At 69.1% G+C, this 12,842-nt stretch carries 11 protein-coding genes; 5 read left to right on the forward strand and 6 right to left on the reverse strand.

The genetic code is table 11. The features are described from left to right. Positions 1-199: 199 nt before the first annotated feature. Entirely contained in the window at positions 200-1,747 is a 1,548-nt protein-coding gene (locus CNE_RS21525) for an AMP-binding protein (protein WP_013952388.1), read from the forward strand. A 154-nt stretch (positions 1,748-1,901) separates the two neighbouring features. Then, entirely contained in the window at positions 1,902-4,664 is a 2,763-nt protein-coding gene (locus CNE_RS21530; protein ID WP_041228564.1) for a LuxR C-terminal-related transcriptional regulator, read from the forward strand. Positions 4,665-4,703: 39 nt separating this feature from the next. Here the strand turns inward: CNE_RS21530 and CNE_RS21535 are convergent, their stop codons facing one another. Together CNE_RS21535 and CNE_RS21540 are read right to left on the reverse strand one after the other, a co-directional pair. After that, positions 4,704-5,375: a nitroreductase gene (locus CNE_RS21535; RefSeq protein ID WP_013952390.1), complete on the reverse strand. Its 672-nt coding sequence runs from the start codon at positions 5,373-5,375 to the stop codon at positions 4,704-4,706. Positions 5,376-5,409: 34 nt separating this feature from the next. Beyond that, the gene (locus CNE_RS21540) at positions 5,410-6,285 is read right to left on the reverse strand and encodes a crotonase/enoyl-CoA hydratase family protein (RefSeq protein WP_013952391.1); all 876 of its coding nucleotides are present in this window, start codon (positions 6,283-6,285) and stop codon (positions 5,410-5,412) included. A gap of 228 nt (positions 6,286-6,513) precedes the next feature. Here CNE_RS21540 and CNE_RS21545 point away from each other — a divergent pair, with 228 nt between their 5' ends. From CNE_RS21545 to CNE_RS21555, 3 genes are all read left to right on the forward strand, one after another. Further along, positions 6,514-7,485, forward strand: a complete 972-nt coding sequence (locus CNE_RS21545) for an NAD(P)H-dependent flavin oxidoreductase (RefSeq protein WP_013952392.1) — start codon at positions 6,514-6,516, stop codon at positions 7,483-7,485. 4 nt (positions 7,486-7,489) lie between these two features. Then, the gene (locus tag CNE_RS21550) at positions 7,490-7,960 is read left to right on the forward strand and encodes a PaaI family thioesterase (protein WP_013952393.1); all 471 of its coding nucleotides are present in this window, start codon (positions 7,490-7,492) and stop codon (positions 7,958-7,960) included. Positions 7,961-8,106: 146 nt separating this feature from the next. Further along, positions 8,107-9,282 carry an acetyl-CoA C-acetyltransferase gene (locus CNE_RS21555; protein ID WP_013952394.1) on the forward strand — a complete coding sequence of 392 codons (1,176 nt, stop codon included), beginning with the start codon at positions 8,107-8,109 and terminating at the stop codon, positions 9,280-9,282. 172 nt (positions 9,283-9,454) lie between these two features. Here CNE_RS21555 and CNE_RS21560 read toward each other — a convergent pair whose 3' ends face one another. The 4 genes from CNE_RS21560 to CNE_RS21575 form a co-directional block, all read right to left on the reverse strand. Continuing rightward, on the reverse strand, positions 9,455-10,129 hold the full coding sequence (locus CNE_RS21560) for a histidine phosphatase family protein (RefSeq protein WP_013952395.1): 675 nt from the start codon (positions 10,127-10,129) through the stop codon (positions 9,455-9,457). Between the two features lie 198 nt (positions 10,130-10,327). After that, entirely contained in the window at positions 10,328-11,014 is a 687-nt protein-coding gene (locus CNE_RS21565) for a TetR/AcrR family transcriptional regulator (protein WP_013952396.1), read from the reverse strand. Between the two features lie 160 nt (positions 11,015-11,174). Beyond that, on the reverse strand, positions 11,175-11,909 hold the full coding sequence (locus CNE_RS21570; protein ID WP_013952397.1) for a VIT1/CCC1 transporter family protein: 735 nt from the start codon (positions 11,907-11,909) through the stop codon (positions 11,175-11,177). 23 nt (positions 11,910-11,932) lie between these two features. Further along, a complete protein-coding gene (locus CNE_RS21575) occupies positions 11,933-12,835 on the reverse strand; it encodes a LysR family transcriptional regulator (protein WP_013952398.1) in 903 nt (300 codons plus the stop codon). Between the last annotated feature and the right edge of the window lie 7 nt (positions 12,836-12,842).

Below are 12,842 nucleotides of genomic sequence, written 5' to 3' on the forward strand. Positions count from 1 at the left end.
CGTGCCAGGCCGCCCGGTGGCGCATCGTCGCATCGGACGAAGCTGTCCCGACGCGCCCGCGGCCCTGCTTTGCGGCACTGCGGCAAAGCGGCGGCGGTGTCGCTTCGTCGCTTCCGACGATTGTTGAACCGGCCGACGTTCCGAGAATGCGGGATCGGCATCCGCCAACACACCGACACCCGTCGAGGAGTTCAACGCCATGCATCCGCACATCCACGCGCAGCGCACGCCCGACAAACCAGCCGTCATCATGGGCAGCAGCGGCGCAGTCGTCACCTACCGCGAACTGGACGAACGCTCGAACCAGGTCGCCCATCTGTTCCGCAGCCAGGGACTGCAGCCCGGTGACCGCGTGGCGTTCATGATCGAGAATCATCCGCGCCTGTTCGAACTGTGCTGGGGCGCGCAGCGCAGCGGCATTGTCTATATCTGCCTGAGCACGCGGCTGAACGTGGCCGATGCCGCCTACATCATCAATGACAGCGGCGCGAAGCTGCTGGTCACCACGCACGCGCAGGCCGAGGTCGCGGCAGCCCTGGCCGGGCAGACGCCGGCATTGCGTGGCAGGTTGATGCTGGATGGCACCGTGCCGGGCTATGACGCGTACGAGACCGCGCTGGCGCGCTGCCCGGCAACGCGCATCGATGACGAAGTGACCGGCGGCGACATGCTGTATTCGTCCGGCACCACGGGCCGGCCGAAGGGGGTGTATGCGCCGCCGTCGAGCGCGAATATCGAAGATCCCACGACCCTGACCAGCCTGTGCCAGCGGCTCTATGGCTTCGATGCCGAGACGCGCTACCTGTCGCCCGCGCCGCTGTACCACGCGGCGCCGCTGCGCTACAACATGACCGTGCAGGCGCTGGGCGGGACCGCGGTGGTGATGGAGCATTTCGATGCCGAGCACTACCTGCAGCTGGTGCAGCAGCACCGCATCACGCATACGCAGCTGGTGCCGACGATGTTCTCGCGCATGCTCAAGCTGCCCGAGGCGCAGCGGCAGGCCTATGACGTGTCGTCGCTGCGCGTGGCGATCCACGCGGCCGCGCCGTGCCCGGTGCAGGTCAAGGAAGCCATGATCGCGTGGTGGGGACCGGTGATCTGGGAGTACTACGCAGGGACGGAAGGCAATGGCGTGACCGTGGTCAGCACGCCGGAGTGGCTGGAGCGCAAGGGCACGGTGGGCCGGGCCATGGTCGGCAAGCTGCGCATCTGCGGACCGGACGGCGCGCTGCTGCCGCCGGGCGAATCGGGCACGATCTACTTTGCCGAAGGCCGCGCCTTTGCGTACCACAATGACGAGGCCAAGACCGCGGAGTCGCGCCACCCGCAGCAGCCGGACTGGAGCACCATCGGCGATGTCGGCTACGCGGATGCGGACGGCTACCTGTACCTGACCGACCGCAAGGCCAACATGATCATCTCCGGCGGCGTCAACATCTACCCGCAGGAGGCCGAGAATCTGCTGATGACGCATCCCAAGGTGATGGACGTGGCCGTGATCGGCGTGCCCAACGAGGACTTCGGCGAAGAGGTCAAGGCCGTGGTGCAGCCGGCCGACATGGGCCAGGCCGGGCCCGAGCTGGCCGCGGAACTGATCGCGTTCTGCCGCGCCAGCCTGTCGGCCATCAAGTGCCCGCGCTCGGTCGACTTCGAGTCCGAGCTGCCGCGCCTGCCGACCGGCAAGCTGCTCAAGCGGCTACTGCGCGACCGCTACTGGGCCGGCCACGCCAACAAACTGGTGTAGGCCGCTTGCCGCCGCCCGCATTTTCGCCAGTGCGGCGGTTTACGTCATAATCCTCCGTTACATCACAGCCACGGCCGCCCGGCTGCATCCGCAGCGCGGGCGGCGCATCGCGCGGCCTGCAACGGCAGCGATGTGCGGGAGACGACAACAGCCAATGGCAAGTATCGAGGAGACCGGACGGCGCCCGCCGCCGCCCGCCGGCGCCGCATCGCTGGCGGCCAAACTGCGTCCGCCGCTGCTGACCCCGTTCCAGGTCGAGCGCGCGGCGATCTGCGAGGCCGTGTGCGCGGCGGGCTTTGTCAAGCTTGTGCTGGTGCGCGCACCAGCGGGCTTCGGCAAGACCACGGCCATGCTCCAGTGCCGCGCGCGGCTGGAGGCCGCGGGCGGGCGCACCGCCTGGCTGACGCTGGACCGTTCGGACAATGATGCCTCGCGCTTCCTGGGTTCGGTCGAGGCTGCCATCGCGCAGGGCCTTGGCGGCGGCGGGCCCGGCCGGTCCGCGCACGGGGCGCTGGCCCAGGATCCCGGCGAGCAGGCGCTCGCGCTGATCGACCGCCTGGCCAGCCACAATGGCGCCTTCACGCTGTTCCTCGATGATTTCGAAGCGATCCAGAATGCCGCCGTGACCGGACTGGTCTGGCAACTGGTGGAAAGCCTGCCGCCCGGCTGCCGCGTGGTGATCGGCACGCGCTGGGTGCCGGAATCCGGCCTGGGCCGCTTGCGCGCACGCGGCGAGCTGCTTGAGATCGAGCCCGCGCAACTGCGCTTTTCCGCTGGCGAAACCGCGTCCTTCCTGCGCCATGCGCGCGGATTGAAGCTGGAGCAGGCGGCCATCAGCGTGCTGCACCGGCGTACCGAGGGCTGGGCCACGGCATTGTGGCTGGCGTCGGTGGCGCTGGAGCGGCGCAGCCAGCCAGAGGGCTTTATCGCCGGCTTCTCCGGCTCCAACGCGGCGATCGCCGACTACCTGGTCGAAGACGTATTCCTGCACCTGCCCGAGCCGGTGCGTGACTTCCTGCTGCGCACGTCGATCCTGGACCAGTTGTGCGGGCCGCTGTGCGACGCCGTGTGCGAGCCCGCGACCGCTGGCAGCAGCGACGAGATCCTGGCGTGGCTGGAGCGCGCCAACCTGTTCCTGCTGCCGCTGGAGAGCGAGCGCTATGGCGAACGTGGCTCCGGTTCGGCATCGGAACAGTGGTACCGCTATCACAGCCTCTTTTCCGGCTTCCTGCGCGGCCAGCTGGCGCAGGCCATGCCTGACGCCGTGCCGCAGCTGCACCTGTCGGCATCGCGCTGGTATGAGTCGCAGGGGCGCCCGGTGCCCGCCATCGAGCATGCCTTCGCGGCCGGTGCGCTGGCGCGCGCGCTGCCGTTGCTGGACGGCGCCGCGGACGACCTGCTGGCGCAGGGCCGCATGCGCCTGCTGACGCGCTGGCTGGAGGCGGTGCCGGCGGAGGAACTGGCGCGCTGGCCCAAGCTGCAGATCGCACGCGTCTGGGCGGTGTCGTTCACGCGCGGCCCGGCCGAAGCCATTGCCCTGCTGCAGCAGATCCCCACCGAGGGCGCGGCCGGCGACCTGCTGGCGCATATCCGCGCGCTGCGCCACATGCTGCTGAACATGATGGACCGCTTCGACGATGCGCGCGCCTTCGCCCGCAATGAGCTGCCGCCGTTGCCGATGGGCTATGCCTTCCCCGATGCGATCCTGGGCACGTCGATGGCGCGCCTGGCTGCAGTCGCCGGCGACTACCCGGAGGCGCGCCGGCTGCTGCAGGTGGCGCGGCACGCGGTGCGCGGCTCGGACAGCAATTTCAACAAGATCTTCTCGGAGTCGGTCGAAGGGCTGATCGACCTGCGCCAGGGGCGGCTGCAGCAGGCGCTGGCACGGTTTCGCATCGCCGCCAGCACGATGCTGCCGAACCGCTTCGGGCCCACCAACGGCAACGCCATGGCCGGCATCCTGCTGGCGGAAGGCCTGTACGAAAGCGGTGATTCCGAGCGCGCCAGCCGCCTGCTCAACGTCTACCTGCCGCTGTCGCGCGACCTCGGGCTGCCTGACCAGATCATCACCGGGCACACGGTGCTGGCCCGCATTGCCTTCGAGCGCGGCGAAGCCGACCAGGCGCATGAATGGCTGGCGCAACTGGAGGCGCTGGGGCACCACCGCGGGCTGACGCGGCTGGTGATGGCGGCAATGCTGGAGCGCGCACGGCTGGCACTGCGCCAGGGCAATGTCCACGCGGCGCAGGAGGCGATCGAACGTGCCGCCGATCCGGCGCTGTGGCGCACGCGGCCCGGGGTCAGCTCCTTTGCCAGTGATGTCGAGGACATCACCCTTGGCCGGCTGCGGCTGGACCTGTATGCGCGCCCGGGCACGCCGGTGCGCGAGGCCATCGAGCGCGAGCTGGCGGCTGCCGCGGGCAACCAGCTGATGCGCCGCGCGCTCAAGCTGCGCATCCTGCTGGCGCAGGCGTGCCAGCGCACTGGTGACGGCGCGCACGCGCTGGTGGTGATGGGCGAGGCGCTGCGTTTCGGCGCTGCCGAAGGCTTTGTCCGCATCTTTGCCGACGAGGGCGACGATGTGCGCAGGCTGGTGGCCGATGCCTGCTCGCGCCAGTCGGCCAGCCTGCCTGCTCCCTACGTGGAAAAGCTGCTGCAGGCTTGCGGCCAGGCCGGGGGCGAGCAGGCCGCCGGTGCGGGCCGGCCGGCACCGGCCGCACTGGTTGAGCCGCTGACGCCCAAGGAGCAGAAGGTGCTGCAGCTGCTGGCCGAGGGCTATTCCAATGTGGCCATGGCCGAGCGGCTGTTCGTGTCCGAAACCACGGTGCGCACGCACCTGCGCAATATCAGCGCCAAGCTGCACGCCAGCAACCGCACCCAGGCAGTGGCCATCGCGCGCCAGCTCGGGCTGCTCTGAGGCCGCGCCGCAGCCGAAGGCTGCGCGCGCGGTTGCGGCTCAGATGCCCATGAACTCCGTGAATTCGTCCAGCGGCGCGCGCACGGCGCGCAGCTGGTTGGCGGGCGCCTCGGGGTCTTCGTAGCCGATCGCCATGCCGGTGAACAGCATCCGTTCGGCCGGCAGCGACAGGAACTTGCCGATGGTCTGCGGGTACATCGCCCAGCATTCCTGCGCGCAGCTGTCCAGCCCTTCTTCACGCAGCAGCAGCATCACCGTCTGCAGGTACATGCCCAGGTCCGACCATTGCGGCGGACCCATGCGGCGGTCCACGGTGCAGAACAGCGCCAGCGGCGCGCCGAAGAAGGTGAAGTTGTTGGCAAACTGCGCCAGCCGCCGCGCCTTGTCCTCGCGCGGGATGCCGAGGTAGTGGTAGAGCGCCTCGCCCACCTGGAAGCGGCGGTCGCGATAGGGCGAGACCAGCTCGCGCGGGTAGATGTCGTATTCGCGCTCGTCACCCGCGGGCGCCTGGGCGATGCGCTCGCGCATGATGGCGCGCAGCCCCTCCAGGGCCTCGCCGCCGACGACATGGATATGCCAGGGCTGCAGGTTGCCCCCGGAGGGGGCGCGCGCGGCGGCGTCGAGCACGCGGCGGATGGTGTCGGGCGCAACGGCCCGGGGCAGGAAGCCGCGGACGGACTTGCGGCTGGCGACGGCTTGGCTGACGTTCATGCGAATTCCGGAAAGGTTGATCGACGGGCGCGCTTCAGATGAAGGGCGGCTCGCTGGTCCAGTCGAAGAAGTCCGGCATGTCGTGCGACACGGTTTCCGGGAAGGCGGCGGGACGCTTCTCCAGGAAGGCGCTGACGCCTTCCTTCACGTCGGCGGAGCGCCCGCGCGATTGGATCGCGCGGCTGTCGAGCTTGTGCGCTTCCATCGGGTGGCTGGCGCCGGCCATGCGCCAGATCAGCTGGCGCGAGATCGCCACCGAGACTGGCGCGGCATTGGCGGCGATCTCGCGGGCAATGGCCTGGGCGGCAGGCAGCAGGTCCTCGGGCGCGTGCAGTGAGCGCACCAGGCCACGTTCATGCGCTTCCTGGGCGGAGAACACGCGGCCGGTATAGCACCATTCCAGCGCGGTCGAGATGCCGACCACGCGCGACAGGAACCACGACGACGCCGCTTCCGGCGTGATACCCCGGCGCGCAAAGACAAAGCCGAACTTGGCGTCGGTCGATGCCAGCCGGATATCCATCGGCAGCTGCATGGTCACGCCCACGCCTACCGCGGCGCCGTTGACCGCGGCGATCACCGGCTTGAGGCTGCGGAAGATGCGCAGCGACACGCGCCCGCCGCCGTCGCGGTGCGCGGTATCGGGGCTGGCGCCATAGCGCTTCTCGAAGTCGAAGGTGGCGCTGCCGCCGGACAGGTCGGCGCCGGCGCAGAAGGCGCGGCCCGAGCCGGTGACGATGACGGCGCGCACGTTGTCGTCGGCATCGGTGGCGTCGAACGCGGCGATCAGCTCATGCATCATCTGCGCGGTGAACGCATTGAGCTGGTCCGGGCGGTGCAGGGTGATGGTGGCGACACCGTCTTCAACGGCGTAGCGCAGGGTTTCGAACGAAGGCGTGGCTTGCGTCATGAGGGCTCCTGCCGGGAAAAGGGGGAGGGGTGCCGGGGTGGGGAAGACGGCACGGGAGATCGCCCAACACTAGTGCAGAATGCGCCGCCCGCAATCGTCGCTTCCGACGAGGCCGGAAATCGGTGCTCGGTCGTAGACTGACGGGGATCAAGCGGCAGGACCGGCACACCCACGACCATACCGTAACACCGTGCGCGCCCTGCCGGCGCAGACAGCAAAGGGACATCCATGAAGACACGAATCACCGAACTGCTTGGCATCCGCTACCCGATCATCCAGGGTGGCATGCAATGGGTTGGCTACGCCGAGATGGCCTCCGCCGTTTCCAACGCCGGCGGGCTGGGCATCCTCACGGCGCTGACGCAACCCACGCCCGAGGACCTGGCCAACGAGATCCGCCGCTGCCGCGAGATGACCGACAAGCCGTTCGGCGTGAACCTGACCCTGCTGCCGTCGATCAATCCGCCGCCGTACGCGCGCTACCTCGACGTCATCATCGAGAGCGGCGTCAAGGTGCTGGAAACCGCCGGCAACAATCCCAAGGAACATATCGCGCGCGCCAAGGCCGCCGGCATCAAGGTGATCCACAAGTGCGTGGCGGTGCGCCATGCGCTGTCGGCCGAGCGCCTGGGCGTGGACGCGGTGTCGATCGACGGCTTCGAGTGCGCCGGCCACCCCGGCGAGGACGACGTGCCCGGCATGGTGCTGATCCCGCAGGCGGTGCGCAAGCTGTCGATCCCGGTGATCGCCTCCGGCGGCATCGCCGACGGACGGGGCATGGCAGCGGCACTGGTGCTGGGCGCCGAGGGCGTCAACATGGGCACGCGCTTCTGCGCCACGCGCGAGGCGCCGATCCACGACAACGTCAAGAAGGCGCTGGTGCAGGCCAGCGAGCGCGATACCAACCTGATCTTCCGCACGCTGCACAACACCGCGCGCGTGCTCAAGAACGCCGTGTCGGACGAGGTGGTGAGCATTGAACGCCGCCCGGGTGGCGCGCAGTTCGAGGACGTCAAGCACCTGGTTGCCGGCGTGCGCGGCAAGGCGGCGCTCAAGGCGGGCGAGACCGACGGCGGCATCATCAGCGCCGGCCAGTGCGTGGGCCTGATCGACGACGTACCCAGCTGCGAAGAGCTGATCACGCGCATGGTGGCCGATTGCCGCGAGCACCTCAGCGTGGCCTCGCGCTTCTTTGCCTGACGCCATGGCCGAGGCCGAGATCGAGGCGGCGATGACCCAGGCCATCGCCGAGCCGGGCGAAGCTGCCGGCGGGGACGTGCCGGAGGGCTTCGCCCCGCTGCGCCGCCTGAGCGGCTACATGGCGGGCTTCGGCCAGCTCTACCTGCATGCCGGGCGCCGCACGCTGGCGGTGCGGATCGACGAGAGTCACCTGAACAACCTGGGCATCCCGCACGGCGGCATGCTGGCGACGCTGGCCGATACCGCCATCGGCATGATGATGTCGCTGGAAACCGGGCGCTCCAAAAGCGCGGTGACCGTCAACCTGAGCCTGGACTACCTGGATTCCGCGCGCCAGGGCGACTGGGTCGAGGCCCGCGTGGAGTTCGACAAGCTCGGCTCGCGCCTGCGCTACGGCACCTGCCGGCTGGTCAGCGGCGAGCGCTGCCTGCTGCGCGCGACCGCCATCTTTGCAGTGCTGGCGCCGCGCACCTGAGGCCTGCGGCAAACTTCGTCGCTTCCGACGACGCTTGCCGCCACCCGCGGCGCAACAATGCAAAGCGACACTGCCGGCGCCAGATGCCGGCACTCCGGACAACACCATGGCTGCCCCGGCAGCCTGCACCGAACCAAGGAGATCACATGGCAGAGGCATATATCGTTGCGGCGGTCCGTACTGCCGGTGGCCGCAAGGGCGGCAAGCTGTCGGGCTGGCATCCGGCCGACCTGGCCGCGCAGGTGCTGGACGCACTGGTGGAACGCACCGGCGCCGACCCGGCGCTGGTCGAAGACGTCATCATGGGCTGCGTGAGCCAGGTCGGCGAGCAGGCCGGCAACGTGGCGCGCAATGCCATCCTGGCCTCGCGCCTGCCTGAAAGCGTGCCCGGCACCTCGGTGGACCGCCAGTGCGGTTCGTCGCAGCAGGCACTGCACTTTGCCGCGCAGGCAGTGATGTCGGGCGCGATGGACATCGTCATCGCCGCCGGCGTGGAAAGCATGACGCGCGTGCCGATGGGCCTGTCGTCTCAGCTGCCGGCCAAGAACGGTTTCGGCGTGCCCAAGAGCCCCGGTGTCGAGGCGCGCTACCCCGGCGTGCAGTTCAGCCAGTTCACCGGCGCCGAAATGATCGCGCGCAAGTATGACCTGTCGCGCGAGCAGCTGGATGCCTACGCACTGCAGAGCCACCAGCGCGCCATCGCCGCCACCAAGGCGGGCCGCTTCACTGCCGAAATCCTGCCGGTGGAAGTGCGCACGGCTGACGGTGCCAACGGCGAAATGCACACCACTGACGAAGGCATCCGCTATGACGCCACGCTAGAAAGCATCGGCAGCGTCAAGCTGATCGCCGAAGGCGGCCGCGTGACGGCTGCCTCCGCCAGCCAGATCTGCGACGGCGCCGCCGGCCTGATGGTGGTCAACGAGGCCGGACTGAAGAAGCTCGGCGTCAAGCCGCTGGCGCGCGTGCACACCATGACGGTGATCGGCCATGATCCGGTCGTGATGCTGGAAGCGCCGCTGCCGGCCACGGAAGTCGCGCTGAAGAAGGCGGGCCTGCGCATCGGCGATATCGACCTGTTCGAAGTCAACGAAGCCTTCGCCCCGGTGCCGCTGGCCTGGCTGAAGGCCACCGGAGCCGATCCGGAGCGCCTGAACGTGCATGGCGGCGCGATCGCGCTGGGCCATCCGCTGGGCGGCTCGGGCGCCAAGCTGATGACCACGCTGGTGCATGCGCTGCATACGCACGGCAAGCGCTACGGCCTGCAGACGATGTGCGAAGGCGGCGGGCTCGCCAACGTGACCATCGTCGAGCGTCTGTAAAGCTGTAGCAGCCGGGGCGTGCCGCGCAGGGATGCCGCGCGAGGATTGCTGCAGCAAGAGGTAGTAAAGGGAGAAGGACCGGCGGCGCGGGCATGTCAGAGTGCCCGCGCCAGCAGCTGGAACAAAAAGGGCCGCGATATTGCGGCCTTTCTTGTTTGCGGTGTGTCGCGCGTCAGGCGAACGTCACTGCGCTGCGCCGGTCGGCGCGTTCCAGGTGCGGCACGTTGTTGAAGCTCAGCAGCCGCTGCACGCCGCGGCCGACGATGATCTCGCAGAACGCCGTGTTGCGGAATTGCAGGTTCATCTCGATGGCGGCCTGGGCCGGTGCGCCAAGCAGGTCGGCCGTGGCGCGGCCGATGGCGCCACCGGAGCTCACCACCAGGATGGCATCCTCGCGCGTCGTGCCTTCGCTCGCGTGCGCCAGGGCGCCGGCAATGCGGGCGCCGAAATCGGCCCAGCTCTCGGGCATGTCGGCCAGCCCGTCCTGGGTCCATGCGGCGTAGGCCGCGCGGAAGGTGCGCCAGTAATCGTTGTAGTCGCCGTTCTGGTGCGCGCGGTGGTCGGCGCCGCCGGTGTGGCAACGGTACAGCGCCTCGCCGTCGTATTCGTTCAGGCCCGGGTGCGAGACGATCGCTGCCTGCGGCTGACCCATGCCGGCCAGGATCTCGCTGGCGGTGTCCTGCTGCCGCACTAGCGTGCCGGCTACCACGCGGCTGAAGCTGACGCCGCGCTCCTGGAAATACTCGCCCAGCCAGCGCGCCTGCTGGCGGCCGGTCGGCGACAGGCAATCGTAGTTGGCGGCGCCAAACGAGGCTTGTCCGTGCCGGACGAGGAAAAGCGTGGCCATGAGCGGTCCCGGTGAACGTTGATGCGGATAGGGCTGCGCCCGGCGCGCCGTTTTGCGGCAGGCCGGGGGCGCCGGGCACGGGGCCCGGCGTGGGCACATTCTAGGGAGGTCCGGCGCGCCAGCCAAGCAAGCGCTGCGCAATTCATGGCAGCCATGGCCTGGCTGCATTACCGCGGGTGGCGTGGGCCGGTGGTGTGCTCAGGCCGGCTCTGCGCAGGTGATGCCGAGATAGCCGGCCATCAGGCGGTTGAGTTCCGGGATCATCTGTTCGTCGTCGAGGTGCAGTGGGCCGGAATCATTGAGCACGGCATTGACCAGCACGCTGAACACCGCCTGCATGGCAAAGCGCACGCGCAGCTCGGCGGTCTCGGCAGGCATCGCCAGCCGTGGCACTAGCAACTGCACCATGCGCTCCACGATGGCTTCACCGCTCTGGCGGTGGGGCACCCATTCCTCGGGCCGCGTGGACGCATGCCGCAGCGATGCCCGGATCACGCCGCGGTTGGCCAGGGTGCCGAGCACCATGAAGCGCGCGGCCTTTTCCAGCAGCACCGGTGTCGGCACGTCCTCCCAGCGCTCCTGCGCCAGGTAGCGCTCGGTCGACGCGGCGGTTTCTTCCATGACCAGCGCGCGCAAGGCCTCGAAATAGGCCATCTTGTCGCGGAAGCGCCCATAGAAGGCGCCCACCGATACCTGGCACGCCGCGGCGATCTGCGCCACGGAAACGGCAGCAAAGTCACGCGAGGCAAGCAGTTCGCGGCCCGCGCCCAGCAAGGCCTGTTCGGTCTCGCGCGCACGGCGCTGGCGCGGCGGCTGCAGGATCGAGGGGGTATCGATACGGGGAAAGGAGGCGTTGGCGGTGAAGCCGGATTGGGTCGCTGACATAGGCACTCCGTATTCGAATTCTGATTCGAATTTGAAAATACCGGTGCGCGCCGCGACGCGTCAAGGGTTTTGTCGGGTGGTGGCCCGGCGTGGCGGGTGGGTGGGCTGCGCCGGAGGTGGCGGTGCGGCGCGCACGCTGCGCCGCTTGCCTCAGCGTGGGTCAGAGCGAGCCGAACACGGTGCCCAGTCCGTAGGTGAAGGCTGCCGCCATGCCCCCGATCAGCACCTGCCGCAGCGCCGAGAACCATCCCGGGCGGCCATTGAACGACGAGGTGCCCCAGCCCACCAGGCCAAGGCCGGCCAGGCACGCGACGATGCTGCCGAGCTGCGCCGATGGCCCTGCGGTCACGAAGAACGGCAGCAACGGCACCAGCGCACCGCTGCTGTACAGCACGAAGGAAATTACCGCCGCCTGCACCGGGTTGCCGCCGCGCTCCTGCGGGTTGATGCCCAGCACTTCGCGCGCAAAGGTGTCCAGGGCCGCGCGCGGGTTGCGCATGATCTCGTCGGCGGCGCGCCCGGCGTCGGCCGGGAGCACGCCCTTGCCCTCGATCACCGCGACCAGCCGCTGCCGGGCCCGGGCGGCATCATGCGCGAGCTCGTGCGCCATGTCGCGCAGGCGCTTGTTGTTCATCTCGCGGCTGTTGGTCACCGACAGCCATTCGCCCAGCGCCATCGAGCAAGCGCCCGCGGTCAGGCCCGCCAGCCCGGCCAGGATGACGGCCTCGCGCGAGGCCGCCGCGCCCTCCAGGCCCATCACCAGGCAGAAGCTTGACACCAGCCCGTCGTTGACGCCCAGCACGGCTGCGCGCAAGGCGTTGCCGCTCGGTCGATGGAGCAGGCGCCGCACGCGGGTGCCGAAGCCGGTTGGAGTGGGGGCGCTCGACAGGGGCATGGTCTTTTTGCGATGGAACGTTGTCAGTTGAAGCGCGGGCTCAGGTCATCCCGCATCCATTCGATAAAGGCGCGCGTGCGTGCCGGCAACAGCCGTGCATGGGGATAGATCAGCGACAGCGGCCATGCCGGTTGCTCGAAATCCTCCAGCACGATGCGCAGTTTGCGCGCCTCGACCAGTTGCGCGACCTGGTAAGACAGGAAGTGGCCGAAGCCCGCGCCTTCGGCACAGGCAGCCACGGCGGGCGCGGTCTGGTTGAATTCCAGGTTGCCGGACACCTGCACGTGGAACTCCCGGCCGTCTGCCTGGAAGGTCCACCAGTGCGCGTGGTTGCCGGTGAAGCGCACGCAGTTGGCGCTGGCCAGTTCCTCGGGATGGCGCGGCACGCCGTGCTTGCGCAGGTAGGCGGGCGTGGCCACCACCACGCGGCGGATGCGGCCGACGGTCTGTGCCACCAGCGTGGAATCGGCCAGCGGGCCGATGCGCACGCCCACGTCCAGGTCTTCTTCAAGCAGGTTCACCACGCGGTCGGTGAATTCCATGCGGCAGCGCACGCGCGGATAGCGCTGCACGAAACGTGTGACCGCCGGCGCCACATACATCTGCCCGAACAGCACCGAGGCGGTCAGCGTGAGCTGGCCGCTGGGTTCGACATGGCTGGCGGTCAGGCCGGCCTCGACCTCGTCGATGGTGGCCAGGATGCGCCGGCAGCTGTCCAGGTAGCTGCGCCCCTCGCCGGTCAGCGACAGCCGCCGCGTGGTGCGGTTGAGCAGCCGGACCTGCAATTCGGATTCCAGTGCCGCCAGCGTGCGCACCACCGCCGGCAACGAGGTATGCAGCGTCGTGGCGGCTGCCGTCAGGCTGCCTTCGTCGACGATCCGCACAAAGGTCTGCATCGCGCGTAGCTTGTCCATGGCGCCACACATTACTCCA

The organism is Cupriavidus necator N-1, assembly GCF_000219215.1.
Lineage (GTDB): Bacteria > Pseudomonadota > Gammaproteobacteria > Burkholderiales > Burkholderiaceae > Cupriavidus > Cupriavidus necator.